Genomic DNA, 24340 nt, shown 5'->3' with positions numbered 1-24340 from the left:
ATGAAAGGAGCTGCGACTCCGGTCGGCTCAGCCGCGCTGGTCTGAGCGGCAGCGCCCTAAACCATGGAAGCTTGCGTGCTGGAACTCACTTCAGTCGCACTGGAGGCACCGCTTTTCACGTTGAAGAACAGCGCTTGACTGATCACTGCCTTGACGGCTCCGGTATCAAACGGCTTTGTGATCAGGAACGCTGGCTCCGGCTTTTCGCCTGTGAGCAGTCGCTCCGGGTGAGCCGTGATGAAAATCACCGGCGTCGCAAAGTGTTCCAGAATGTTTTTGACGGCATCCACACCCGAGCTGTCGTCTGCGAGTTGGACGTCGGCCAGAATCAACCCTGGTGGTTGCTCGAGCGCAGCCGTCTCCGCCTCAGCTTGAGTTCGTGAGATACCCTGAACGGTATGCCCCAAGCTCTCCACGAGGCCCTTGAGATCGAGGGCGATCAAGGGTTCATCTTCGATAATCAGGACTTGCGTTGCGACCTGCGCAGCGATCTCTCGCCCGGCCTGCTCCAGCAGATCCTGAGCATCCGCCTCGGAAATATTCAAGATGCTCGCTATATCGGGCATGGAGAAGCGTTCAACTGTCGCCAGCAGAAAAACCTGGCGTGATTGCGGAGCAATGCTCTCCAAACGCTTGTCTCCACTGGCTTTGGGATGTCCAGCGACCTCGTTCTCGCCATTGACCGATCCCCAGACCGTCAGCAGCAGGCGATACAATGCCAAACGACGGTTGTCCATACCTTCGAGGACATTCGGGTCTTCGACAAGCGCCTCCAGTACTGCCGCAACGTAGCGATCTCCACGATCCTGACTACCTGTCAAGGCGCGAGAGAATCGCCGCAAAAACGGCAGGTTGTCGGCGACGGCCTGGGAGAGCGTCATGTCGCACCTTCAGTGCAGGTTGGTGTACAATTACACAACTTAACGCCCGCTGGCTCATCCGGTTCCATTGCCGCTGCAAAAAATGATCGCGTGTCGGGAACCGATTTTGGCGTCATAAGTTTCAATACTTTGGGGCCATGCGGCAAAGCGGATGGTCGGCCGCTGTTCCATTATAGGGTTCAGACTATGGGATCTGACACTAAAAAGCCTTCATCGGTGCCAGCCGACGGGAATCAATCGCCACGAGTCGGCGGCAAGGCAACTCCCGACGACAGCGCTAAGACGACAACATCCGGCCAACTGGAGGACAGCCAACTCGCCCACATCGGAACGGAACTGCGAAGGATGTATGACGGCCTGGTCCAGGAACCCGTGCCAGACCGACTGCTCGAGCTACTCAAACAGCTAGATTCCTCCGAAACAGCAGACGGCAGTAAGAGCTCCGGCCTACGATCATCAGACGATCAAGAGAGGCCGTAGAATGTCGATACGCGAGCAACTTGTTGCCGAACTGTCTCCGCTCCGCGCTTTTGCTATCTCGCTCTGTGGAGACACGCACCGCGCCGACGATCTTGTCCAGGAAGCGTTGATGAAGGCTCTCGCCAACCTCGACAAGTTCCAGGAAGGCACCAACCTGCGTGCCTGGCTTTTCACCATCCTTCGCAACGCCTATTTTTCCGAATTCCGGAAAAGGCGACACGAAGTCGAGGACGTCGAGGGCACGTTCGCCGCAAACCTGGCGAGTGTCCCGGAGCAGCCCGGCCAACTTGCCATGCGGGACCTGCACCGCGCCCTCCTTCGTCTGCCGGACGAACAACGTGAAGCTGTACTTCTGGTCGGCGCTGCAGGTTTTGCCTATGAGGAAGCGGCAGAGATAGCGGGTGTCGCAACCGGGACAGTAAAGAGCCGGGTAAACAGGGCTCGACTGCGGTTGGCGGAACTTCTGCAGGTCGACTCTTCCGAGCGACAAGACCGCAGTGCCGATTCCTCAGCGCTGCGGTCGCTCGGGGCCGTGCAGGTAGATCCCGCGGCTTAGGACGGTCCCGTTCTCTAGGGTACCCGTACGACCGCATGATTCTGCGGCTGTGCCAAAGACGCGTGATCGCCGGCCGGAATTACCGCCACGGCGACGCCTATACCAAGCCCCACAACAACCGACCGCAAGTCGGCTTGTAGACAGATACTGCTGTCTCCCCCAGTCCATCGACATCAATTCGTCTTGAGCTTCGGAACCCAGAGTACGTGAGACAAGTTGTGTTCTCGAGTAAGGGGAATGGAATTCAGCGGAAAGCAAACAAAGTGACGGCTTTAGTTATGTCCAATCCGTATCGCATAGGATCGATGGTCAGATGGAAAGATGCCGCCGGTACAGTGCGGCGCGGAATCGTTCGAGAAGTCTATCGGCATCGCGTCAGTCGCGATGGCCCCTGTGGACCACTCGAGAGATCGGCAAACTCGGGAAATCCAGCTTACCTTGTCGAGCGGTTCGATGGCGAACCGCTCCTGAAGTCGCACAGCGAACTGATGGGAGCGTCGATCGGAAGTCACGGTGATTGAGCTACTACACGGCTAGATTCTTGCTTGGGATTTCGAAGCGGGCCTCCAAACCTTCCGGTGCAAAGGACAGCGTGATATCTGCAGACAAAACCGTTGCTACGTTATCCTCGATCACCGTGCGTCCGAACCCGCGAGTCAGAGGCTCACTCACCAATGGTCCGCCGAGCTCTCGCCAGCATAGCTGCAGGTAACTCTCGCCATCACGCTGGGTCAGGCACCATACCACCTCGAGCGTTCCTCGCTCGTTCGACAAAGCACCGTACTTGATGGCGTTAGTTGTCAGCTCGTGAAAGGCGAGCGCTAATGTTTGGGTCGCTTGCGCCGAAAGAGATACCGGCGGTCCCTCGACACGAACCCGGCCCCCCTCCCGAGGGAGGTAAGGATTGAGTTGCCCCTCGATCAGGCCATTGAGCGTGGTCGACTCCCAATCAACGGCGACGAGGAGGTCTTGGGCCAGGGCGATGGACCGAAGCCGGTCGGCGAAACCTCGAACAAAGACATCGAGATCCGGCGCGGTCTGAGCTGTCTGCCGCGCCACAGCCTGAATAACAGCCAGAAGGTTTTTCGAACGATGGGAGAGTTCGCGCATGACAACACGCATCTGCTCTTCGTGTCGCTTAAGTGTCGTGATGTCCGTTAGAGCGCCTGTCACGCCGACAATCTGCCCATCGCCTCCCCGTGTTGGCTCGACGTTCAGCTGGAACCACCGTGACTGCTCCGCGTCGTTCACTGCGATCTCGTCCATCGCGCCACCACCGCTTTCCATTACTTGGCGCTTCAAGGAAATACTGCGTAATCCGGCTGTGTCTGCCTGCCGCTCCGTCTCCAGATCGCCTACCCGTAGTCCTAAAGTGTCGTTGGGTGCACTCACCCACAGATATCGCAGATCCTGGTCTTGACTGAAGACGAAAACACCCGTTGCCCGCAACGCCACAGACAAGCGCTGGATGGTTTCGGACAATCTGCCGGTCAGATCTCGACGCATGGTTTCAAGCCGCTTGGCCCGGGTGATATCGACGGCGGTCGAGACAATGCTCACCACCTCTTCCGAATCATTCTTCAGCGGAGTGGTGGTCACTTGGAACCACGAGGTACTGTCGCCCTCAGGGACTTCGACCTCGAAGGTCTCCGGTTCCCCCGTCGCGAAGACCCGGTACTTGACCTCGATGATTCGGTCGCGCCCCTGCTTCGGCAGAACATCGAAATCGGTAAGACCCACGAGTTCCTCGACTGAATAGCCTAACCTCGGATTGTGAACCCAGAGATAGCGGAGATCTCGGTCCTGGCAGAACAAAGTGATCTGCGCATTCTCGGTGGCGATCTCGAAAAAGGCTTGTCGCGAGGTGAGCTGTGCACTCTTGGCGTCATCAAATGACAGGCTGTCTGAAACCTCGCGAAATGCTTGCTCCGCATCCTTGTCTTGTGGCGTTCTTCCCTCCACCAATGCCAGCGGTGCAGTCGGCGCAAGGTTCGCCGGCTTTCTAGTTGCGCCAAAGGCACGCCTGGCCAGTATCCAGGCTGCGCAGATCGAAACGAGAGCTGCTGCCGTCTTGAGTGCACCGAAGGAAAGGTGCCAAGGCTGCCAGAGCGTAATGACGCTCGCCATGTGAACCAGTCCCAGCATCAGCGCGCACGCGGCTGTGACGACGAGAAGACCAATGTCCCCGATGGTGCGACGGCCATTCCAAAAGGCAAGGCGCAAGACGCTAAGGCCGGCGCAGACACAGGCAATCGCAATTGCCGTATCCGCGACGGTATGCAGCCATATGTAATCGACGCGCCACGACATCGCGGCACCAACGGGCATAAGACCATCGATTGCGCTTGGCGTTTCGAATGGCGACGCCATAGTGCTCCTTGAACGCGAACGGCCTCCGTTGACGGAGACGCAGAGGTTTGGAGGTCAGGAACGTCAGAGACGGGAGCGCAGCGGTGACTAGGACGCAGTCATCGCCCGCTTGATCGCCGTCTCGAGCGAATCGCGATCTCTCGGGAAACGATCAATCGCGACCTTTCGCGCTTCGGCCGGCTTGCAGTCGTGCTGCGCGGAAACGTAATTCGAAGAACTGTCAAGAACGAGCACGGGCACCTGAGCCATACCCAACTGTTGAAGAACGCCGTCCGCAGTGCCCCAGCTTTCGTTCATCAGGACGATCGCCAAATCGATACTGCCGCCCACCAGAGCAGCCTCTACGTTGGCCAGGCTTCGGGCGCTGTAAACCGTCTTTGTTCCGCACTCCTGCAGCCAACCGTCGAGTTGAAACGCGGCGCAATCATCGTCATGCAGCAAAACGACGGCTTTCATATCGGAGGTTGTGCGCATACGCAGGTGTGCCTTTGGCTAGCTTTTGGGTCGATTTCGCAGCCAGCAAGCCAGCATTGCAGGGCCAGTAGCGAATTCGCGGTAGACGGACGCTAGTGCCTGCTAGAGGGTCTGTCTTTGTCAAATGACAAACGTCCGTAGGAATCTGACGAATAAGTATCGGAGGGTCGAAACGTGCCGCCTCGCCAGATCAAGTGCAGGGAATGCCCTCATCACAAGCGCTCCTGCTTTCGTGAGATGGAGGAAAGCGAGCTGTCTTTCATCGAGAGCTTCAAGCAGGGCGAGTTGGCGGTCGAGCCGGGCGCACCGATCGTTCTGGAGGAAGCGAACAGTCCCCACCTCTTTACGGTCTTGAAGGGTTGGGCCTTTCGCTACAAGACGCTGCCGGACGGGCGACGTCAGATTCTGAACTATGCGCTGCCGGGCGGCCTGATCGGTCTGCAAGCATCCGTTTTCAATGAAATGAGTCACGGTGTTGAAGCTCTGACACCCATGCTGCTGTGCGTCTTCTCACGCGACCAGATCTGGACCCTTTACGAGGGCTTCCCCTCGCTGGCGTTCGATGTCACCTGGCTGGCCGCGCGCGAGGAACGCCTGCTCGACGAACATCTTCTGTCAGTGGGTCAGCGGACGGCGAAAGAGCGGCTTGCCCACGTCCTCTGGCATCTTTTCCACCGAGCGGAGGAACTGGGACTGACCGAAGGTAACAAACTCGACTTTCCGCTCACCCAACAGCATTTGGCCGACACACTCGGGCTCTCGCTGGTTCACACCAACAAAACACTGCGACGACTGCGCGACGAGCAATGCCTGTCATGGGAAGGCCGACTGCTGCAGATCCACGACGCTGAGGGTCTTCGCCGAATCGCCCAAGCAAACGAGCTTTCGACCCAACGACGCCCGTTTCTGTAGAGGGCACTGCACGGTCCGAGCTTTCAGAAAAAGAGAAAGGCTCGCGCCGAACCGCGAGCCTTTCCCGATAAGAACATCAAGGCGTATGTTAGTTAGAGGAGCCTGCCTCGACATTCCGATAGAAGGCGTCGTTCTGCTGCAGCCACTCCTGATCAGCGGACCACTCGAAGTCGCCACGGACGAAACGGGGGGCTCCCTCAAGCTTTTCTTCGGTCATCGGCAGGAAAAAGACTTCACCGTCCTGAGATGCCTTAAGGACGTCGAAGGGCACAGCCGACTCTTCTTCACCGATGCCGAGAAAACCACCGTAGGCCACGATTGCGTAGGCCGACTCTCCGGTCGGTGAGATGACGACATCGCTGATTTCGCCGATCACTTCGTTGTTCTGGCCGCGGACGTCAGCGCCAAGCATCTGGTCGACACGCAACTGTGACTCCGTCTGTGCAAGCTCCTGGGCCTCATCGAAGGTGTAGGCAGCAGGTTCTACTGCCTCGGCCTGCAGCATATCACGCTGCAGCTCTTCGGGATTTTCCACCATGGTATTGATGGTTTCAGCCAGGTTCTGGCAGGCATCGATCTTGCCGTAGGCTGCGAGGGTATGAGCGGCGTCGCGCAGCTCGCGGATGTCGCGCAACAGATCCACAGTGTAAGAGGCCCGCAGATCGGGATTCTCCATCACCTGTTGCTCGTACTCGGCATTCGTGACGCGACATTCTTCTGCCGCAGCGGTTCCAGCGGCCCCGCTCATCAGCGCAATAACCGCAGCCGAAGCCAGATACTTCTTCATTGCTTCACTCCTTACCTTATGATCATGATTTAGAAACGATAAAGCCCATCGAAGACGACCAGCGCCTGGGCTGGCTGGTTCAAACGCGGTGCATCTAGCGTTTAGCGAGCCAGGCATCGATCTGACGATCGGCCTCTTCCTTCTCCACGCCATAGCGCTCCTGAATTTTGCCGGCCAGCTTGTCGCGATTTCCCTCCGCTACGGTGAGGTCATCATCGGTTAGCTTGCCCCACTCCGTCTTTACGCTGCCGGAAAGCTGTTTCCATTGACCTTCGACCTGATCCCAATTCATTTCTGCCTCCTACAGAGTTAGAAAGTGAGAACCTGGAAGATGTCCTGTGAGTGGGCGTAACCCACCTTGGATTTCTGTCACCAACTTCCACAGGCTTCACTTATCAAATGTCTCAAACTTAAACTGGTTCCAAAACATAGTGAGATTATATCAATTCTAAACCTCGGTGAATGGCAATATGAGACATATATGTCTCATATTGCCTACCCAACCTTATCTTCAAACCAGACCTATCGGCATCTCGCACTTATGATGCATTCGCCTCGCCAGAGATGGCTCGCTGAAAGAGAAGCAGATAAACATAAAGACGCCTCGACGCCCAAAATGAAACTCCAAGAACCTCAAACCCAAACCGGATATCGAAGCTGCTTGTTATCTAAATGGGAAACTGACGCGGCACGCGCGATCAAACATGTCGGCCACCCCTGCAGACAAACACATATACGCCGTGCTGCTCGGTTCCAGCGTGAAGCCCGCGCTTGCCGGTCCACCCTGAAGCGACGCAGCACCGAAATGTTCGCAGACTCTGCGTTGTGGCGAGACCGAAACGCCTTATCTGCGATCGGTCACGAACGAGGGTCTAATCCTGTCGCAAGGACTCCTCGGCATACTCGCGGGCTTGGCGCGCCAGGCGCTCGCTCTCGCGTAAACCCCGCTCCTTAAGATCGTCGCGGAGCGGTCCGATGTAGCGGTTCTCAGGCACCGTGCGCGGCAGGACTGTCCCCAGCACGAATCCACCGGCAAATGCCAGGACACCAAGCGCCAGAGGATAGTCGTCGAAAACTCCCTTCGCGCGTCGACCGGCTTTTGTGGCGCCTTGCCGAAGCTTCTGAGCCGAACGGTCCACCGTCCGTCGCGCGCCTTCCGTCTGATCGCGCGACCACTCCGCCGTCGCTTCCACTCGTTCTTTCACGGCATCACGTGCAGCACCGGCCGCCTCGCGCCCCCTCTCGCCGAGAGAGCTTTGCTCCGCCGCCACCTTGTCACTGGCAGTTTTCTCGCCTGCGGTCTGCGACGCCATAGGAGTTGCCCTCCGTTTTGCTCTGCCTTTTCCCGACGCGCCAGCGGTCCCGGCTGCCTTCTTCTTCACTTCGGTCATGCCGTTCTCCTCTTCTCAGCGTGTCAGCCCGATGTCCGGGCTGCAGGTTCAATGCTCATCGGCTCCTGATGCAGCTTACTGTCGGCCGCCGGCTCGTACGCGGCTAGCGCTTGCCGTTCAAGGGCGCGGCGCTCCTGCGTTTTCCGATTGACCTCGTAGGCAAACCAGCCGATGGCTGCCGCTGCCAGAGCCACAGGAACTGGGTTACTGCGCAGGGCTGCGAAGGCGTCGTCGATCAAGGGAGCGTAATCTGAGTCGCGCACCGCACCCAGCGCGTCGTCGATAACGCTGCTGGGTGTCAGGCGGCTCTGCAGACGGTCAATCGACTGCTCGAGCTTGGCGCGTGATCGGGCAACGCTCTCTTCCACTTCAGAGACATCGTCGCTCATTGGCCCACCTTTCGTGCCACGAGATCTGCATCGCGCTCGATGGAGGCAAGCGACTTTTCCGGAGTCATAGCGAGCTGCGATAGCTGTCGCTGCCCCATGAAAAGCAACACGGCCGCTACCACGCCGGCGGCAAGGGCGACCAGAACAGCGGCGAGAGCGGCGGAGCCCAGAACTGCCGTCAGCCAGGCTACGGCCGCGTCGGCCGTTACCATGAGCGCAACGATCGCGAAGGCGGCGCCCAAGGCAAGAACCACCATGGCCCGGATGGCCTGCGCCAAGATAGCCTTCGTCTCTACCCGAAACAGCTTAATCTCCGACTGCATCAAGTCGGAAACACTCCGCAGGACCTCTGCCGTGACGTCCGAAAGCGATCTCGGCTGATCGAGTCGATCGGCGCTGCTCATGTTACACCACCTGAGGTTTCTCGCCCCGAACCCCTCTGACTACCCTCCAGCCTGCCGTCCTCGTCGAACCGGCGTTCTTCGTTCGAGCTCTTGACGAAACGCGCCATCATGAACCCGAGGGCAGCCGCCGTGATCGCGACCGCCACGGGGTAGCGCCTCGTGAAGTCTTCGGCGTCCTGATAGATCGAACCGATGCTGCGGTCCTTGATGTCCTGAGCCAGGCCGTCCAGGTTGGTGGCGGCCTGATCCATAACCGCACCGATGTTGCGCCGCTCACCCATGGAGCGGCTGCTTTCCCGCAGGCCGGCGGCGACGTCCTCGAGCGCCTCTCCAACGCTGTCTTTCTGGCGCGTGACCAGAGAATAGCCGAAGTCACGGACCGTGTAGCCCAACCCCTTGGCCTCTTCGGCGACAGCGGACGCCGGGTCGCTCCCATCAGCAGCGGCCGCCTTGCTGTTCCCGGAGTTGGCGCGGCCTCCGCGTTGGGCTTTCCGCCCAGTCGGCGCGGCGGCTTGAGATGTTTCACTCTTGTTTTGCATGAGGAAGGACCATTCCGTTTTCGCTAGACGTCGGATCGATATCTCCCGAAGCAACGCAACGATCCGCCTAGAGTTCCGATTTTTCGATGCAAGCGATCGAGCACCGAGGTCGCCGGGCCGGACAGCCTGCCGAGCTAACGCGTATCGCGGTCCGCAGCCGACAGAAACTCGCCAAAGGGCTTCAGGCTCTCCACGTGATCGCAGAAAACCTTGACGATGATCAGGATGGGCACCGCGATCAGCATCCCGATGATCCCCCAAACGAAGCCCCAGATCAGAACCGACAAAAGGATCGCAACGGCATTCAGCTTGAGCTGACGTCCGAGAATGATCGGCGTCAAAAAGTGCCCCTCCAATGTCGTCAAGGCGAAGTAGGAGAGAGGGATCAGAGCCGCATATCCGATGCTGTCGAAGGTAATGAGAGCAGCGACCGATACGAAACTCAAGCCGACCAACGCGCCGAGATAAGGCATGAAGTTGAGCAAGCCCGCCAAGAGCCCCCAGAGGAAGGGATCGGGGAGCCCCAGGAGCGCCATGACCGCGCCGACAGCCAAGCCGAGGGTGAGGTTAATCGCCGCGATAGTGAGCAGGTAGCGCGAAACGGTTCGCTCAGTATCTATGAAGATCCGGAAAGCCCGTTTCTTGTCGCTCAGCCGTGGTAGCGACTTGATAAGCTTCTCATAGAAAGTGTCGCTGTGCGCCAGAATGAAGAGTGAGAGTGCAAGCGTTATCAGAATGGTGGCCGCGATGGAAACAACGTCGTCGGCGGTGCGGGACATGAAACCGCCTTGCCTGACGACCACCTCGGCAGCCGTGCTGTCTGGACTGTCGGCGATGGCCTGCACCTGCTCTTCGGCCTGACGTATCGCCTCCATCGGTTGGGTGAGGTCGCCAAGGCGCTGTTTGGCGATGAAGGCGATCCGTGGCGCGTCGTCGATCCACTGCTGCACGGGCTGCGACAGACCTGTCGCGACAACGAGAAGCCCCGATGCCAGAAGCAGGATCAGCAAAATCGAGATAAACCCTGCCGGCAGACCGCGCCGAGACAGCGTCCGCACGATCGGCTGGAGTGTCAGTGAGAGGATGATCGCAAGAAAAATCGGAAGGAATAGCGCCCGGGCCAGATAGAGAGCGCTGAACAGAGCCACTACGGCGATCACCATAATCGCAGCGCCGACCGACTTTGGCAGCTCGACAAGTGGGCGCGGTGACTGACCGACGTTCCCCTCGCTCTGCTCTTGCACCATAGCCTCTTTCTGAGCAAAGCCCTGCAGGAAAGGGGTTTGCTGCTAACCTGTTTCCGTTGATGAGAGAGTGTTCGTACAACTCCGAACCGACAGAGAGCCAGTTGTGAACCGACCGATCAAGAAAAGACCCGCGCGCGGGAACTTTATTCGCGTTGCGATGTTTTTAAGCCGATGTCCTCTGTGGCATCGCATTGAAGTGAATGCCCTCCTTCAGGAACCCCGTCCGCCAATGCGGACGGGGTTCCTGATTCAGACCTTCACAGTCGAGCCGTGTTAGAACCGGATCGCCATGGAGCGCTATTCCCGTCCTGGCCTGCTCATTCGACGCAACCTAAAGGCGGTCTGGTTTCGAGGCTTCAAACACCGTTACCGAGCTTAGTCGGCTTCCGGCCTCTCGAAGCGGAGCCCTCCGCCGGGCGCCGTCCTGCAGCCTCGGCCCGGCGTAAGGCAGCCGGCTCTCTCGCCCACTCTTCCGCCGCTGCGCGGGCACGCGCAGTGGGATTATCGTCTTCGACGAAGGCTTCGGTTGCCTCTCGGTAGCGGCGCGCGGCCTGGTAGTCGCCCTCGCCCTGCAGTTCGTCCTCGAACTCTGTCGCGCTGTCGCCGTCCGCATCGTGATCCCAGCGGTCCTGCAGGCTGGCCGCGGCGCGGGGCAATAGGTATCCAGCGGCAGCTCCCAGACCGAAGGCCGCGGCTCCGACCGTCCAGGGACGGTCCTGTGCGGAGCTGCCGACCGCGGCACCTCTCTCTCGCACGCGACGCCGCAGGCCGCTTCCGCCCAGCACCGCGACCGCCAGCAAGCCTAGGCCGAGCCCGGCCAGTGCCGTCGGGAAGGGGTTCTCCCGAGCAAAACCGACCGCACGGTTGGCGGCCTCGCCGCCGCGATCCCTGGCAGTGCGGCCAATGCGGCCGGCGGCTTCCGCTACCCGCTCACGCCGACTGCGCTCATCAACCACGTCATCACCATAGGTCATCTGCCTGGACTCCCTGTCTTTCACTTAGTCAAAATCCGATGCGAGGCGGCCATATCACAGAGTGTCATCGCGCCATGGGGCCAGCGAAGATACGGCGGCGTCCCCGCAACCGGTCCTCTTAAGGCCAACCGCCGGACAAGCGACCTTGACGTCTCGACGCGATCTGCATCGTTTCTGAACCGGCCCCGCTCCTCGGGCTAAACGGTCCTCGTTGCCGCAACGCCGCAGCATGGCATCCGGTTCCCACCGAAAAAGAAAGATCACGAAGCTGCTGACCGACTTGGAATTGCACTGTCTCGGAGCTTGACCTAGCCGTGACTCTCGACCCCGACTGGCAATCCAAGACCACGACACCCAAGAGCAGGCCGCGCAGTCAACACCAAGGCCATGACGACAACCTATTACGCGCTGCCGGTTGTCTCACCGGCTACAGCTCCGTCCCTCATCATCCAGCGTGCGATAAGGGCGTGCTGAACCGCGGTCTGCGCAGACAGGCGATAGTAGGCGATCAGCTCTCGAAGTGGCTCGGCCAATCGATGAAAGCCCGACATAAAGGCGACGACAACTCCGATCTCGGTGCGCCCCTCTACGACCATCCACCCACCGAGGACTAAGACCGACAGGGGTGCCAGACTGTTCATCAGATTCAGCACTGCCTTGCCCGAAAACTTCCAGAAGAAGAAACGCATGCGGTTTCCGTAGACGCGCAAAGTCTTTTGTCGAAACCCCGGGCTCTTCGATGTGTCACTCGTGGTGTCTGCCAGTTGCTCGCTGATCGAGCGCAGCAGATCAATCCGATCCTCGATCAAGGTATTGAGCTTACGCTGAATGATGGGCGCCAGGGCAACTTGCGGCGCAAGGAACGCCAAGCTTACAAAAGCGATCAGGGGTTCAACGATAGCCATGTAGCCCAGGATCGAGACCAGCAACCCAACGTGACGTGCGGGATCGGAGAGAGCTGGCCCGACGAAGCCGCCAACTGCCTCGATCTCCTTGTTGACGATGGTAATCGCGGTGCCTTTGTCCGTTGCCTGCGACTGCTTCGCACGATGGAGATCCGCTAGGTGGCGCCGGCAATAGAGGATGGCGCTCTCCGACATCCAGCTTTGGTAGAGGCGCAAGCCCAGCTTGATACCTCCGTTCGCCAGAACGACGCCCAGATAGCTGGCGGCCAGTATCCAGAGCAATTCCAAATCGTTGTCGGCGACGGCTTGATCGAGAATTCTACGCTGAAGTTCAAGAGGAACGACACTTAGGCCGGCGACAATCAAAGACAGCAGAACGGCGGTCGCTTGCCGCCAGCCGCTCATCCGCCAGACAAACTGATAGAGGCCGGAAACGGGCCGGTCATCGCCGGTCCGCTGAATCCGATTGGGACTGGCGACAGTCACCCTTGCCCCAGCTCCTCGCGGACTTGGCTATAGGCAATCAGCGTAAAAAGCACCGTACCGCCGACTACATTGCCAAGCAGCGCGGGTACCACGAAACCGAAGAAGGCCCGTGTCACCCCCATCGCTTCCGTCAGCACCAAGGCAGCTACCTCCACTGCGCCAGCAATCACATGTGCGAAGCCGGCAAGCGCGATGACATAGGTGACGACAAAAACGATCAAAAGTTCACCGCCTCTGCTGTTGGCCAGCAGCCAGACCAGAGCTGCGATTAGAAAGCCCGCTCCGATCCCTTGAACGACAGTTTTCAAGAAGCTGCCATCCGCCGCATGGCGACCGAGCTCCAGCACACCGTTCTTGATTTCCTCGGAGACGGCGGCCGTGTGGATGACGAATATGGCGAACAGGATCGCACCAACCATGTTCGCCGAAAACACAACCGTCCAGTTTCGCAGTAATGCCAGGAGGTTCTGACTTGTGGGGGCGTAGCAGATTGGCATCACTGGGGTGATGGTGTTCTCGGTGAAGAGTTGAAAGCGTGCCAGAACCACCAGAATGAACCCGACGGTGTATCCCATATTGGCGATCAAGGGAGTCCAGAGAGCCTCAGCCGGCAGATACTTCATGAACGCGGCTTCTGTAATGACCGAGAATCCGATCGCAAGACCGGCGGCCAACCCTGACCAGGCAAGAGAGATCGACGGCCGCGTCAGCTCCTCCTCCCCGGCACGCCGAACGACCTCGAAGGTCTCTTTGCCTGAAAGAGGCCTGCGGTCCTCGATCCTGTCGTGCTCCTGCTCCTCGAACTCAGGTCGGCTCATAGGTTGCGATCCTCCCCAAAATCAACGCGCTGCGAAGCGACAACCGCGGACCCGGATAAACTGTGACGAAACGCGGAACCTGAACCGCGATCCAGACAAGAAGCAAAACGAGTGTCGCACCCAGGAACTGCGAACCATGATCGATCGGATCGCGCCGGCGATCACGAAGCTGAGCAAGTACGATGTTGTCTATACTGTCCTGCACGTGAGAGTCTCATTCGCCACGCTGCACGTCATTCAAGGACGCCGCGACCGGTACGGCGAAGGCACAAAGCAGGGCGAACACTGCCAAGACTGCCGGCACGCCAGCCACGTCCGCAAGCAAGCCGAAACCGCCACCAAGCAGCAGCAAAACCCCGATTGCGGTGTTCGAAAGAGCCGTGTAGCGGGCGCGTAGGTCGTCGGACGCCATATCCGTCATATGCGTCTTGCGTCCGGACCGGACGCCCTCGTAGGCAATCTGCGCAGTGAAAATTGCGCAAACCGACCCGATGACTCCACCAAGATGTCCAAGGCTGTAGCCGGTGGTGGCACAGATCCCCAGGACGATGGCGCCGGTGACACCCGACAGCATGAGCGTTCGGCGGCTCGACCGATCCGAAAGCTGCCCCCAAAGATAGGCTGAAACGATCGATGCGGCGGCCGATGCCAGCACCAAGGGGCCAAGCTGACCCAACCTCTGTTCGTCTCCAGCCGCAGAAAGCATGACGATGAAGGGAGGAGCCAGTGCTGTAGCGGTCAGCAGCCCACGCGCCACGACCAGCCTTGCCAACTGTCCGTCGGTGAACAGTGGAGCGAACAGATCCTTGATCTCGTCCGAAACGGCGTTTCCACCTTGAGACGGCTCTCGCAAAAGGACGAAGAAGCCGGCAGCTCCAAGCCAGAGCGCGCCCGCAACACAGACGATCAGGCCGATTGATGGAACGGTCAGAGGCAGTACCTGAGAGGCCAAAGCTGCACCGAAGGCAAAGACCAGGAGCGCGCCAACGCTCGACGCCGCCCCCATCACACGACCGCGGTGTCCTTCTTCCACGGTGCGGGCCAAGGCGTCCTTGTAACTTAGGGAACAGGCAGAACGGGCGATCGATAGGGCTGCAAGGCAAACGAGCACGGTCACCCAGGCAGCTGTGCCTTCCAACAGTAGAGCAGCTGCGGCTATGCCGATCGCAGCAAGACCTTGCACGACAGATCCCGCTGTCCAATAGAGTTTGCGCAGGCGAGCGGCCCCGATGCGCGGAGCCAACGCGAGCTGTGGGAGTAGCGCACCCGCCTCACGGATCGGAACCAGAGCCCCGATGACAGCGCCCGGAGCCCACATGGCATTCAACAGCCATGACAGGACCAGTTTGGGATCGACAAAGCCGTCAGCGACTTTGCTGGCCGAAAGACTGACGACGTGTATCAACGCGTCTCGCGACACGGTCAACGACGCTGCCCGTTTACCTGATTCGATGTTTTCCATCGGGAAAACTTCCCCTTACCCGGCAACCTCCGGTCTCCGGACGCCAGTGAGACACCGCTAAGCTGCCTCCCTCTGCAGCCGGCACCACGCCGGTTGAATAACGGCGTGGGCTAATGACAAAAGCATTGGGAACCCGCCATCGGCTCGACGCTGGAGCGGTGCATTCTCCATAGCCCAGAACCAGTTTGGAGCGCTGACAAGGCGAGCAGGACAGCTTATCAACCCATTTGTTGTGGCATTTAATTCAATGCCACAACCGGTCAATCGGTTCCCTGCTTCGAAGCTCGATTACCTCTCACACCGGTTCTGCCACCGATTGGTCCAGGTCCGACTATTGGCACCGCTTATCCCAACAGTCTGAGTCGAGGGAGCATTGGGATTCCCATCCGATCGCCTCGAGCCATGGAACTCTTTGACCTGTGAGCCGTTGGGCGTGAAGGATCGGGTCGGCCCTTGCTGCCCGGAATCAGTAGTGTAAAGGAAGCACCCTATGCTTGGTTGGGCCTTGCTATTCTTGGTGGTTGCCATCATCGCAGCGGTCTTCGGATTTGGTGGCATCGCCAGTGCATCTGCTGGAATTGCGCAGATTCTCTTCTTCATTTTCCTTGTGCTGCTCGTGGTGTCCTTGGTGATGCATTTCGTCCGCGGCGCTCGACGGTAGCTACGGTTTCCCGAGCCACTACGTGCTGATGAAGCCTCTGTCCTCGACAGATGAATGAGAACCCGGAACGACAGCGGATCAAACCGTTACCAACATCACGGTGTGGCAAGTCCACCGGACAAGAACTTGCCACCTAGATCCGCGGCCGACGGTTGGCAGGGGCCGAGACCAGAGCAACCAGAGTCAGTCGGGAGCATTTCTGGGCCCCTATCAGCTGGGGAGTCCGGAATGGAGAGACGGAACACCTCAGTGCCTGTAGTCGCCCTGCAAACCGTTGGGACTCAGCACCCCCTATGGCATCTTCGACCTTCACGACATGCGATAGTTGTCCGCTTCGCCGCAACAAGGCGTTCCGGCAATTCTCTGCGGACGAGCTTAGCTTCATGTCGCAGTTCAAAGCAGGTGAGCTCACAGTCGATCCCGGTGCGACCATTCTGCTGGAGGACGATACCAGCCCGTACTTCTTTACGCTGCTGGACGGATGGGTGTTCTGGCACAAACACCGCCGCCGCCAGACTCGGCTGATACTTGGCTTCGGATTTCCAGGCGATCTTTTGGGGACTCAAGCCGTGCTGTCGCCAGGGATGCGTTGCAGCGTTACCGCGCTGACCGCGGCGACTCTCTGCGTGTTCGACCGCGACGGACTGGAGGCAGTGTTTCGCCAACAGCCTCCGCTCGCACTCGCCTTGACCCGAAAACTGACCGAATCGGTGGCCGCGGAGCAGGAGATGCTCGCCAGCCTCAGGCGTCGCTCGGTTCTAGAGGGGGCTGCTTTTCTTATCCTGACACTGCACGACACTGCAGATGAGGTTAGCCCGACGAGCAACGGCAATCTGAACATACCTCTGGACAGCTCGCTTTTGGCGGACACCCTAGGCGTAGCGCATCACCACGCGGAACGCGCTCTAGTGAAACTGCAGCAAAGCAGTCTTGTGGAACAATCGCCGGACGGTATCGTCATTCTTGATCGAAAACAGCTAGAAGAAACCTCCCGCTACGAGAGGCGCCCTGCTATAGTCCGCCCCCTTATCTAGCCGCAGATCCAGAGGCGCTTGTCCGCTGTAATGAAGTCGTCTCTGAGTGCCCCTGTCCTTACCGCCGCGCCGCTTCGAGCCGACGAAGGCACGGATGCGTTGATTTCTGCGAGCGAAGCCTATCCTCGACTCGAAGATGCGGTTCTTGCCGCAGAGCGCGAGGTCTTGCTCGGCTTTCGCGTACTCGACCCTGAAACGCGCCTGCGAAGTGCGACCTCTTCCGCACGGGGGCTTGCCACCTGGGCCGATCTGATCGCCGATGCCGTAGCACGTGGCCTTGTTGTACGGATTCTACTGACGGACTTCGAGCCCGTGGTTGCCAACGATCTTCATCAGAAAACCTGGAAGTCGGTGCAAGGCTTCCGTGCGCGATCACCGGAAGCCAGCGACGGTGCAGGATCGCTCCGCCTCATCGCGGCGCTGCACGAAGGCGAGTTCGGTCCGTTTGCCCGCAGGCTTTTCTGGCCACTCGTTCGGCTCCAGTTGCGCCGTCTTCTCAGGCGGGCTGCAAAGAAGGGACCCGATGTCGAACTGGTAGAGCGCTCGCCCGGACTGCGCGGCTTGCTGCACCAACGCGGCGATATGGTGGAGCGGCGCACAACTTCAACCCTGCGCCTCTATCCGGCTACCTATCACCAGAAACTCGCTGTGATCGATGCTAAGACTCTGATAATTGGTGGTCTCGACATCAACGAACGTCGATACGACGACCACGCTCACCAAAGGCCCGCAGACCAGACATGGCATGATGTCAGCTTGATATCGGCCGGTGCGATTGCCAGCGATGCACGCCAGCACTTCGTTGATTGCTGGAACCGCGAGGTTCCGCGTTTCAACGCCCGCCTCACGACGCTCGGTGCGCCGCGGCATGACTTACCTGAACTGGTAGAGGCCATGGCGGACGAGACCGCGGACGCTCAATCCGATCTCGATACTGCCGGCACACTCCAGCTTGTGCGCACTCTCTCGCGACGATCGCCATCCTTCTTCGCGTTCGGCCCTCGAACGATCGTGAAAGAAATAGAGCAGGCGCACCTGGCGCAGATCGCGCAGTGTCAGCGCCTTCTCTACATCGAGACTCAGTTCTTCCGGTCGTCGCACCTTGCCGAAGCTCTTGCCGCGGCGGGCCGGCAAAAACGCGACCTGCGCCTGATCCTGGTGGTGCCGGCAGCACCGGAGGACGTTGCGTTCGAAGGGAACGGCGGCATCGATGCCCGACACGGCGAATGGCTTCAAGTTCAAGCGATTGATTTGGTCGCCGAGGCTTTTGGGGACCGCTTCGCTGCCTACTCATTGGTCCGCGATGCCTCCGGCGAGGAAACCGGCGAACGCAACGCCGTGGACGGGCGTGAAATTGTCTACTTACACTCCAAGATCGCCATCAGCGACGCCAGCTCCGCCATCGTCAGCTCAGCGAATCTGAACGGCCGAAGTTTGCGTTGGGATACCGAATGCGGTGCGGTTTGGACCAATCCGACGGCGGTGGAGGCCTTTCAAGCACGGCTGTGGTCGGCGCATCTTCGCGACGGCTTCGACGGGCAGGCTGCTCCTGCGGGCGAAGCTGCGTTTCAAATGTGGAAAAAGGCCGCATCGGAGGGTCCGTCACCTCACACGCGGCAACCGCTGATCGCCCCCTACCCTCTGGAGCGAGCGCGAAGCTTCGCCAAGCGGGTTTTCTTCGTGCCCACCAATCTGCTGTAGAGACAGCTCTTTCAAACGAACGATCTGGCCGTATCGTATCGCCCAGCTCGGATTGTGAGCGGCCGCTTGGAACCAAACTCCTTCGAACGCGTTCGTTCTTGGTCACAAAACTGTACGAAACGGCAAGCGACAGTTTCGCACTTACCAGGTTCGACGAACGATAAGCTCGTCGAGACGCCAAGAGATCTGCGGGAGTCCGCTGACACTCGGAATACACTAGAAGCATCTTTTTAGTGTGTCGGCTTCTCGGGCGATCCCTTTGCAGATGTCGGGCATCGCAGCAATCACCGGAACAGGAAATGAAAATGAAGATCAAACATCTTTTCTATGCCGGCGCGACAGCACTTGCAATCGCAGTCGCTGCACCGTCGGTGCAAGCATCCAGCAATGAGACCACGATATCCGAAGAGACGCGAGAGGGCATCGCCAATTTCAGGCAGTATTCGGCCGAGCAGAGCGAGGAGGCGATCGAAGCCGGTGAGAACCTGCTCGACCAGATCGATAACCGACTGACCGAGCTGGATCTCCGTATCGAAGAAGCCGGGGATGAAGCTGCCACAGAGTGGCGCGAACAGAAGGCGGTGCTTGAGGCCCGTCGTGCCGACGTCGCAGCGAAGCTGGAGGAACTGCGAGAAGATTCAGGCGATACCTGGGATGACATCCGCGATGCCTTCGCGGATGCCTATTCGGACCTCTCCGACGCCATCTCAGAAGCCTGGAACGACCTAACGTCTTAGAAAAGAGATCAGCTAGCGAATCTGCGCCAGCCTGAGGATTGGCACTCTTGGAGCGCCTGGAAAGGCATCGTAGCGGCGATACGGCCGGTGCTATGCTCGACCAGGCGCTCCATTCATTTCGTAAGACGATAGAATGAAACTCTTCGCGTGCCAGAACTGCGGCCAGACTCTCTACTTCGAGAACACCCACTGTGAGCAGTGCGGTTATCGGCTCGGTTATCTGTCGAACAAGACGCTGCTAAGTGCCCTGGAACAAGAGACGGAGGGTCGCTGGCGGAGTCTGGCAGACCCTGGAGACGCGGTCCGATTTTGTATCAACGCCGACTTCGGTGCTTGCAACTGGCTGGTGCCTGCGGGAAGTGAAGACTCCTTCTGCGGCGCCTGCAAACTCAACCGGACGACCCCCAATCTCGATGTTTCCGAGAACCTGCTGCTTTGGCAACGCCTGGAAACCGCCAAGCATCGCCTCGTCTATGCGCTGTTGCGCCTGAAACTTCCCTTGATCAGCAAACTGGACGATTCAGCGCGCGGACTCGCCTTCGACTTCGTTGCCGGCTCGGGCACGACGTTCCGAGAAGGGCCTCAGGCTATTACAGGCCATGCCCAGGGGTTGATCACCATCAATATCGGCGAAGCGGACCCGGTCGAGCGCGAGCGCTCGCGCGCCGCCATGACGGAACCCTATCGGACGCTGCTCGGCCATTTTCGCCACGAAGTCGGCCATCACTACTGGGAACGACTGGTTCAAGATACGCCCGAACTCAGGAGCTTCCGAAGTCTTTTCGGCGACGAGCGCCAGGATTACGGCGCAGCGCTCGACGGCCACTATGACACAGGCCCACCCGAGGATTGGCAGTCAAGCTTCATAAGCGGCTATGCGAGCGCCCATCCCTGGGAAGATTTCGCAGAGACCTGGTCACACTACCTTCACATTCTCGATACATTGGAGACGGCGGAAGCCTTCGGTCTGAGCCTTGCCATACCGCAGCGGAAGCAGACTCCTCAGAGACTACAGATCGACTTCGATCCCTACGATCAAGTCATCTTCCCCGATCTCATCGAAGCTTGGCTGCCGCTCACTTTTGCGGTCAACAGTCTGAATCAGAGTATGGGTCAGCCAGATCTCTACCCTTTCGTTCTAGCCCCAAAGGTTCTGGAAAAACTGCAATTCGTTCATGATCTCATCCGCAGCCATAGTCTGGCTTCCTAGACAGGAACGCGCAGCTCCGCGGTGACCGGAACGCCAGTTCCAAGAGCTCTGCAAGTCGCTAAGCCAACCCTCCGGATCGTTGACTCCGGTACTGGTCCCGAGAGATGCAAGCCTTCCCTCGCCGTGACAACAAGCATACGAGCTTTCGGCTCAAACCGACTCCCTGTTTCTTCAGGATCCTGCTGTCGCAAAGCGCTCCTTCGTCGCCTCAGTCAGAGGTCTCCTGGTATCCTCATGCGCCAAATCGAGGACTCTTTGCAGGCTCGCCACGGCGTGAGCCCGAACATTGGGATCGCTTTCGATATAAGGGAATGGCCGTCCATAGGCTGCGTCCAGAAACTCCTCGAAGGTCAGATCGGATATCGACAAACGTGCTCCGTAGCGATTTCGTTCCGTGGCCGGAACGTGACGCAACCAATGCACAGTTCCGGCTTCCAGCCAGTTAAGACATGCAATTGCCGTGAAGGGATCGTTGACGCCAGGCGACAATGCGCGCGCGATGATCTCACCCAGTTGGTCAATGATGAACTCCACATTCTGAAAGGGTGTTCGCGCTTGTCCTATAGCGATAGACGCCTGGAGGGTCCGCAGGTCCGCATCGGCGAGAGGTTTGGGAGCCCACGCCACCATCACCTCCGTCCCGGCGACAACAAAGGTGCCTGCGCGCACGGTGACACGAACGCGGAGGTCGTGCTGCCTCGACAGTTCATCGAGCTGCTTTACGTCCAGTGCCTGTACATAGCCCGTCTGATCGCTCGTAACGACGCAAGCCGCTTGGTGATCTGTTTGGTCGGACCAATTGGATTCGTCGGCAGACGTCTCTGCGTCGATGCCTGAAACACCCCCCGCCCTGTCGTCGATGCCTTTTTGAAGCTGTCGCCCGAGTTTCGAGACTATGTTTTCAATGTTTATCGTCTCGGGAATATGGTGAATGAAGTATATCAAAGCACAAAGACAAACCAGGGCAAGACCAGTCGCCGTCATGAGAGAGACGTGCGGCACGAAGACTTCTAGATAATCGCCCTCGCCGAGATTTTCGTTGCTGCTGCGAACAGAGCGAAGAATCAAGAGGGTGTAGAAGAACGTGCTGATGAAGATCCCTAGACTAAGCTGATTTCCACGGTCCCGCATGAAGTTCCCGATGAGGCGGGGACCATAGGTGCCGCTGGCGAAGGAGACTGCGACCATGGTCATGGAGAATACGACGCCTGCCACACCGATCGTGGAGCCGGCAATCGTCGAGAGGACGGCTTGGCTGCCGTCGGGGCGCGTCCGAGCAAACCCAGTCAGCTCCAGGAACCAACCGCCGTCGACCGTCCGATCGAGCGTCTGCGTCACGAAACTGAGAACGGTGCCTGCGAAAAGCATGACCGAAGGAATGAACCAGTAGCTGGCTCGTACATCCTGTGAAATCTTGATGAGCTTCGCCCCAAGTTTCATTGCAGATCAACTTCCCTTCATAGGTAACGGTAGGACACCAAACAGGCGTCGCTATCGGTCGACGGTCGTACAACAGTGCAGCCCCACTGAGGACCCACCCCCTCGTGAGACCGACCTCTCACCCGCCCGGATCGCCGACAGAGCCGCCGCGAACGGCCGTTCCCTGGTGCGATGCATCGATGACTCGCTCGCGCGGCCACCATTCCGGATGAGTATCCCGGATCCAAGAGAGCATGCTTTCGCGAAGGCGAGCATGCATGTTCCAAGCCGCAGTCGGATCGCTCGCGGCAGCATAGAAGCGAACGTGCATCCCGTTGTGATCGTGATCGATGACCAACGCCTTGGCATCTTCGTGCTCGATGACGTCTTCATCTGCACTCGCCAACTCGAGAAAGGTCTCGCGAAGCGCATCCACATCCGCCATATGGTCCACGACCAAAACGAAGGTGCGAGTCATCCGCGCATCCTCCATCGACCAGTTCTCGAAGGGATTCGAGACGAAGTACTTTACGGGGACGATAAGTCGGCGGTCGTCCCAGGTCCGCAACCTGATGAAGGTATAAAATATCGCCTCCACGTAAGCCCAGTCGCCTTCGTAGTAGACGCTGTCGCCGATACGTATCGGTTTTGCGATCGCGATCTGAAGGCTCGCGAGTATGTTGCCAAGTACGGTCTGACCGGCGATGCCCAAAAGCACCGTGACCAGACCCGCAGACGCCAAGAGCGACATACCCAAGGTTTCGAACAAGCGTAACTGCACCATGACGACGCCGACACCCAGGGTCACGGCGAGGAGAACGACAATGCGGCGGACCGCGTAGATCGACGTGTAGAAACTGCGATCTTCGGCACTCTGCTCATCGTCGATTTCGCCGACGTAGCGCTGCGTGACCACGTCGAGGAGTGTGTCGATCGCGCGCAGTATCGCGAGCGTGACGGCGATGACCATGCCAGCAAGCAACAGAGGAGAGAGGAAGGTCGTGATCAGTGCAGAAAAAGCGATAACATCCGTCGTCGCAAAATCCAGCGTTGCGGCTGCAACGAAGAGCCCCAAGGGCGTTCGCGCCGCCCACGCTGCGTTGCGTGCCATGTGCCACGGCGCGCGGTCGGCCAAGACGCTGACGATCCATCGAATAACAAATATGACTACAACGGCAAAGCCGATCAGGACCGGCAGCCCGACGAACTCCCACTTCCGGAGCGACAGATAGGACTTCTCCAGCCACGCGTCCGGCAGGCTGCTTTCAAACCAGCCGGGCCCATAGCGGAGGTACAGACGATCGATGTTACGCACGGTCTGCCGCGAGAAGACCCACACCGCGTCTGCGTTTTCGGGTTTCAGCCTGTTCAGGCGGATGTCGACCGGTCGGCCTGCCACATCGAGGATCCCGATGCTGACACTACGTCGTGGCATACCGGCCACAGGATCGCTATCGGTGACACTCTCGAGCATGGCATCGGGCCGATCCGGAAGATCCGTCCAATCGATCAGCACTCGACGTTCGATGACTTCTCCCAGTTTACGTGCCAGCAGAGGCGCCAGCAGCCTCTGTTGATCCGTTTCGAGACTAGAGACATCGAGGAAGTGCGCAGCCAACGTCGTGTCCGAAACGTCATGCGCGTCGAGGAAGCCTTCAAGCGCACCGCGCGGCGTGGACCGGTCCAGACTGTCGGGCACATCCGGCAAGTCGGGGTTCAGTCGACCGACCTCAAACCACTCCACTGTTTCCTGGGCGCACAGCGGTGACGTAGCTAGAAGAACTGCAAGCAATCCGCAGCTTATCGCCCGGAGAGCGGCACCGGCCGGCCAAGCAGCACACGAAGTAGCATACCACGCAGTCGTCAGGCGGGCCGGGCTGGCTGTGTGGATATCGGCGTTCATACCTGTCTACCTCTGGACTGCAGCGCTGTCGTTCGCAGATGCAGCCTAGAGCGCAGTCGCCCCGGGTGGAAGCGAGGCGGCTTCCAGTAGGGCCGATCGAATAAACCCGCCTTCCTTCAGACAGAACTGACCCGGAACTCAACCGTCCTCGAGAAGAGACTTAACGTTGTTCAAGTGCTCATGACAGGCTTCGTCGTCCCCCCTCTCGGCCGCTTCCCGGGCAGCGGTTAGATCCCGCTCAACAACCTCGGCTTCAGGAGGGCGACCAAACCAGTTTTCCGTCGGGCCGGCATCCTCGACAGGGACTTCGGTGAGACCTTCGTCCGTATCCACGGTGATAGTGGCCGGCTCCTCGTCACCGGCATTCTCAGCCTGAACGGCCGCCCAGCTTGCGGATACAGCACCTACTTCGTCCAGGCAGCTTTGCGAGGCGGCCGACGCCGGGCTCCAATATGTCAGACAGAACAGTGCACTTACCGCCGTGCACAGGCCCAAACGTCGCATGATCGACATCCTCTCTCCCGGGTTCGCTTATCAACGTTGCACAGCTCTCTTGGTTCCCGGAGGCCCGCCTGTGTGTCACCAGAAAGAGAGAGCAGG

At 59.1% G+C, this 24340-nt stretch carries 25 protein-coding genes; 8 read left to right on the top strand and 17 right to left on the bottom strand.

What is annotated here, in order from left to right; genetic code table 11:
- Positions 1-56: 56 nt before the first annotated feature.
- The gene (locus tag DBZ32_RS16190; protein ID WP_119168214.1) at positions 57-881 is read right to left on the bottom strand and encodes a response regulator; all 825 of its coding nucleotides are present in this window, start codon (positions 879-881) and stop codon (positions 57-59) included.
- 186 nt (positions 882-1067) lie between these two features.
- On the opposite strand from DBZ32_RS16190, the gene DBZ32_RS22870 reads away from it, so the two are divergent.
- Together DBZ32_RS22870 and DBZ32_RS16185 are read left to right on the top strand one after the other, a co-directional pair.
- Complete coding sequence (locus tag DBZ32_RS22870; RefSeq protein WP_407923504.1) at positions 1068-1361, top strand: NepR family anti-sigma factor; 294 nt, start codon at positions 1068-1070, stop codon at positions 1359-1361.
- A 1-nt stretch (position 1362) separates the two neighbouring features.
- The gene (locus tag DBZ32_RS16185; protein WP_119168213.1) at positions 1363-1917 is read left to right on the top strand and encodes a sigma-70 family RNA polymerase sigma factor; all 555 of its coding nucleotides are present in this window, start codon (positions 1363-1365) and stop codon (positions 1915-1917) included.
- A 525-nt stretch (positions 1918-2442) separates the two neighbouring features.
- On the opposite strand, the gene DBZ32_RS16180 is transcribed toward DBZ32_RS16185, so the two are convergent.
- Together DBZ32_RS16180 and DBZ32_RS16175 are read right to left on the bottom strand one after the other, a co-directional pair.
- The gene (locus DBZ32_RS16180; protein ID WP_119168212.1) at positions 2443-4287 is read right to left on the bottom strand and encodes an HWE histidine kinase domain-containing protein; all 1845 of its coding nucleotides are present in this window, start codon (positions 4285-4287) and stop codon (positions 2443-2445) included.
- A gap of 87 nt (positions 4288-4374) precedes the next feature.
- On the bottom strand, positions 4375-4761 hold the full coding sequence (locus DBZ32_RS16175; protein ID WP_119168211.1) for a hypothetical protein: 387 nt from the start codon (positions 4759-4761) through the stop codon (positions 4375-4377).
- Positions 4762-4935: 174 nt separating this feature from the next.
- Between DBZ32_RS16175 and DBZ32_RS16170 the strand changes: the two genes are divergently transcribed.
- Positions 4936-5673 (top strand): Crp/Fnr family transcriptional regulator, encoded by a 738-nt coding sequence (locus DBZ32_RS16170; RefSeq protein WP_208539259.1) that lies wholly within the window; start codon positions 4936-4938, stop codon positions 5671-5673.
- 88 nt (positions 5674-5761) lie between these two features.
- Here DBZ32_RS16170 and DBZ32_RS16165 read toward each other — a convergent pair whose 3' ends face one another.
- The 11 genes from DBZ32_RS16165 to DBZ32_RS16110 all read right to left on the bottom strand — a co-directional run bounded on the left by DBZ32_RS16165 (position 5762) and on the right by DBZ32_RS16110 (position 15075).
- Entirely contained in the window at positions 5762-6460 is a 699-nt protein-coding gene (locus DBZ32_RS16165; RefSeq protein ID WP_162906799.1) for a PRC-barrel domain-containing protein, read from the bottom strand.
- Positions 6461-6554: 94 nt separating this feature from the next.
- On the bottom strand, positions 6555-6752 hold the full coding sequence (locus DBZ32_RS16160; protein WP_119168208.1) for a CsbD family protein: 198 nt from the start codon (positions 6750-6752) through the stop codon (positions 6555-6557).
- 580 nt (positions 6753-7332) lie between these two features.
- A complete protein-coding gene (locus DBZ32_RS16155) occupies positions 7333-7773 on the bottom strand; it encodes a hypothetical protein (protein ID WP_119168207.1) in 441 nt (146 codons plus the stop codon).
- A gap of 101 nt (positions 7774-7874) precedes the next feature.
- Entirely contained in the window at positions 7875-8240 is a 366-nt protein-coding gene (locus tag DBZ32_RS16150) for a DUF3618 domain-containing protein (protein WP_119168206.1), read from the bottom strand.
- The gene (locus tag DBZ32_RS16145; RefSeq protein ID WP_119168205.1) at positions 8237-8644 is read right to left on the bottom strand and encodes a phage holin family protein; all 408 of its coding nucleotides are present in this window, start codon (positions 8642-8644) and stop codon (positions 8237-8239) included. The genes DBZ32_RS16150 and DBZ32_RS16145 overlap by 4 nt, the downstream gene beginning before the upstream one ends.
- Positions 8641-9183, bottom strand: coding sequence for a hypothetical protein (locus DBZ32_RS16140; protein WP_119168204.1), 543 nt, complete (start codon positions 9181-9183; stop codon positions 8641-8643). The genes DBZ32_RS16145 and DBZ32_RS16140 overlap by 4 nt, the downstream gene beginning before the upstream one ends.
- Positions 9184-9317: 134 nt before the next feature.
- On the bottom strand, positions 9318-10430 hold the full coding sequence (locus DBZ32_RS16135; RefSeq protein WP_119168203.1) for an AI-2E family transporter: 1113 nt from the start codon (positions 10428-10430) through the stop codon (positions 9318-9320).
- A gap of 356 nt (positions 10431-10786) precedes the next feature.
- Positions 10787-11404, bottom strand: a complete 618-nt coding sequence (locus DBZ32_RS16130; RefSeq protein WP_119168202.1) for a hypothetical protein — start codon at positions 11402-11404, stop codon at positions 10787-10789.
- Positions 11405-11805: 401 nt separating this feature from the next.
- Positions 11806-12795 (bottom strand): ABC transporter ATP-binding protein, encoded by a 990-nt coding sequence (locus tag DBZ32_RS16125; RefSeq protein WP_119168201.1) that lies wholly within the window; start codon positions 12793-12795, stop codon positions 11806-11808.
- Complete coding sequence (locus tag DBZ32_RS16120; RefSeq protein ID WP_119168200.1) at positions 12792-13613, bottom strand: formate/nitrite transporter family protein; 822 nt, start codon at positions 13611-13613, stop codon at positions 12792-12794. Before DBZ32_RS16120 ends, DBZ32_RS16125 begins: the two co-directional genes overlap by 4 nt.
- Positions 13614-13827: 214 nt before the next feature.
- Complete coding sequence (locus DBZ32_RS16110; RefSeq protein ID WP_208539258.1) at positions 13828-15075, bottom strand: MFS transporter; 1248 nt, start codon at positions 15073-15075, stop codon at positions 13828-13830.
- Between the two features lie 490 nt (positions 15076-15565).
- Between DBZ32_RS16110 and DBZ32_RS16105 the strand changes: the two genes are divergently transcribed.
- The 5 genes from DBZ32_RS16105 (at position 15566) to DBZ32_RS16085 (ending at position 20418) form a co-directional block, all read left to right on the top strand.
- Positions 15566-15736, top strand: a complete 171-nt coding sequence (locus DBZ32_RS16105) for a DUF1328 domain-containing protein (RefSeq protein WP_119168198.1) — start codon at positions 15566-15568, stop codon at positions 15734-15736.
- A gap of 383 nt (positions 15737-16119) precedes the next feature.
- Positions 16120-16770, top strand: a complete 651-nt coding sequence (locus tag DBZ32_RS16100; protein ID WP_162906798.1) for a Crp/Fnr family transcriptional regulator — start codon at positions 16120-16122, stop codon at positions 16768-16770.
- An 18-nt stretch (positions 16771-16788) separates the two neighbouring features.
- Positions 16789-18471: a phospholipase D family protein gene (locus DBZ32_RS16095; protein WP_162906797.1), complete on the top strand. Its 1683-nt coding sequence runs from the start codon at positions 16789-16791 to the stop codon at positions 18469-18471.
- A 299-nt stretch (positions 18472-18770) separates the two neighbouring features.
- Positions 18771-19208 (top strand): sll1863 family stress response protein, encoded by a 438-nt coding sequence (locus tag DBZ32_RS16090; RefSeq protein WP_162906796.1) that lies wholly within the window; start codon positions 18771-18773, stop codon positions 19206-19208.
- A 133-nt stretch (positions 19209-19341) separates the two neighbouring features.
- On the top strand, positions 19342-20418 hold the full coding sequence (locus tag DBZ32_RS16085) for a zinc-binding metallopeptidase family protein (RefSeq protein WP_119168194.1): 1077 nt from the start codon (positions 19342-19344) through the stop codon (positions 20416-20418).
- A 171-nt stretch (positions 20419-20589) separates the two neighbouring features.
- Here the strand turns inward: DBZ32_RS16085 and DBZ32_RS16080 are convergent, their stop codons facing one another.
- From DBZ32_RS16080 to DBZ32_RS16070, 3 genes are all read right to left on the bottom strand, one after another.
- The gene (locus DBZ32_RS16080) at positions 20590-21858 is read right to left on the bottom strand and encodes a DUF2254 domain-containing protein (protein WP_119168193.1); all 1269 of its coding nucleotides are present in this window, start codon (positions 21856-21858) and stop codon (positions 20590-20592) included.
- Between the two features lie 118 nt (positions 21859-21976).
- Positions 21977-23740, bottom strand: coding sequence for a mechanosensitive ion channel family protein (locus tag DBZ32_RS16075; RefSeq protein WP_119168192.1), 1764 nt, complete (start codon positions 23738-23740; stop codon positions 21977-21979).
- 138 nt (positions 23741-23878) lie between these two features.
- Positions 23879-24253 (bottom strand): hypothetical protein, encoded by a 375-nt coding sequence (locus DBZ32_RS16070; RefSeq protein WP_119168191.1) that lies wholly within the window; start codon positions 24251-24253, stop codon positions 23879-23881.
- Positions 24254-24340 lie beyond the last annotated feature (87 nt).

Source organism: Algihabitans albus (assembly GCF_003572205.1).
In the GTDB taxonomy this organism is placed as follows: Bacteria; Pseudomonadota; Alphaproteobacteria; order Kiloniellales; family DSM-21159; genus Algihabitans; species Algihabitans albus.
Note: the sequence above shows the minus strand (reverse complement) of the source record. Positions and strands in the feature narration are given on the sequence as shown.

Excerpts from the sequence above, each read along its gene's own strand:
- DBZ32_RS16165 (WP_162906799.1), bottom strand. The coding sequence starts at position 6,460 with ATGAAGAAGTATCTGGCTTCGGCTGCGGTTATTGCGCTGATGAGCGGG.
- DBZ32_RS16075 (WP_119168192.1), bottom strand. The coding sequence starts at position 23,740 with ATGAACGCCGATATCCACACAGCCAGCCCGGCCCGCCTGACGACTGCG.
- DBZ32_RS16110 (WP_208539258.1), bottom strand. The coding sequence starts at position 15,075 with ATGGAAAACATCGAATCAGGTAAACGGGCAGCGTCGTTGACCGTGTCG.
- DBZ32_RS16190 (WP_119168214.1), bottom strand. The coding sequence starts at position 881 with ATGACGCTCTCCCAGGCCGTCGCCGACAACCTGCCGTTTTTGCGGCGA.
- DBZ32_RS16135 (WP_119168203.1), bottom strand. The coding sequence starts at position 10,430 with ATGGTGCAAGAGCAGAGCGAGGGGAACGTCGGTCAGTCACCGCGCCCA.
- DBZ32_RS16105 (WP_119168198.1), top strand. The coding sequence starts at position 15,566 with ATGCTTGGTTGGGCCTTGCTATTCTTGGTGGTTGCCATCATCGCAGCG.
- DBZ32_RS16175 (WP_119168211.1), bottom strand. The coding sequence starts at position 4,761 with ATGCGCACAACCTCCGATATGAAAGCCGTCGTTTTGCTGCATGACGAT.
- DBZ32_RS16160 (WP_119168208.1), bottom strand. The coding sequence starts at position 6,752 with ATGAATTGGGATCAGGTCGAAGGTCAATGGAAACAGCTTTCCGGCAGC.
- DBZ32_RS16085 (WP_119168194.1), top strand. The coding sequence starts at position 19,342 with ATGAAACTCTTCGCGTGCCAGAACTGCGGCCAGACTCTCTACTTCGAG.
- DBZ32_RS16080 (WP_119168193.1), bottom strand. The coding sequence starts at position 21,858 with ATGAAACTTGGGGCGAAGCTCATCAAGATTTCACAGGATGTACGAGCC.
- DBZ32_RS16070 (WP_119168191.1), bottom strand. The coding sequence starts at position 24,253 with ATGTCGATCATGCGACGTTTGGGCCTGTGCACGGCGGTAAGTGCACTG.
- DBZ32_RS16155 (WP_119168207.1), bottom strand. The coding sequence starts at position 7,773 with ATGGCGTCGCAGACCGCAGGCGAGAAAACTGCCAGTGACAAGGTGGCG.
- DBZ32_RS16180 (WP_119168212.1), bottom strand. The coding sequence starts at position 4,287 with ATGGCGTCGCCATTCGAAACGCCAAGCGCAATCGATGGTCTTATGCCC.
- DBZ32_RS16185 (WP_119168213.1), top strand. The coding sequence starts at position 1,363 with ATGTCGATACGCGAGCAACTTGTTGCCGAACTGTCTCCGCTCCGCGCT.
- DBZ32_RS16100 (WP_162906798.1), top strand. The coding sequence starts at position 16,120 with ATGTCGCAGTTCAAAGCAGGTGAGCTCACAGTCGATCCCGGTGCGACC.
- DBZ32_RS16145 (WP_119168205.1), bottom strand. The coding sequence starts at position 8,644 with ATGAGCAGCGCCGATCGACTCGATCAGCCGAGATCGCTTTCGGACGTC.
- DBZ32_RS16120 (WP_119168200.1), bottom strand. The coding sequence starts at position 13,613 with ATGAGCCGACCTGAGTTCGAGGAGCAGGAGCACGACAGGATCGAGGAC.
- DBZ32_RS22870 (WP_407923504.1), top strand. The coding sequence starts at position 1,068 with ATGGGATCTGACACTAAAAAGCCTTCATCGGTGCCAGCCGACGGGAAT.
- DBZ32_RS16150 (WP_119168206.1), bottom strand. The coding sequence starts at position 8,240 with ATGAGCGACGATGTCTCTGAAGTGGAAGAGAGCGTTGCCCGATCACGC.
- DBZ32_RS16140 (WP_119168204.1), bottom strand. The coding sequence starts at position 9,183 with ATGCAAAACAAGAGTGAAACATCTCAAGCCGCCGCGCCGACTGGGCGG.
- DBZ32_RS16130 (WP_119168202.1), bottom strand. The coding sequence starts at position 11,404 with ATGACCTATGGTGATGACGTGGTTGATGAGCGCAGTCGGCGTGAGCGG.
- DBZ32_RS16090 (WP_162906796.1), top strand. The coding sequence starts at position 18,771 with ATGAAAATGAAGATCAAACATCTTTTCTATGCCGGCGCGACAGCACTT.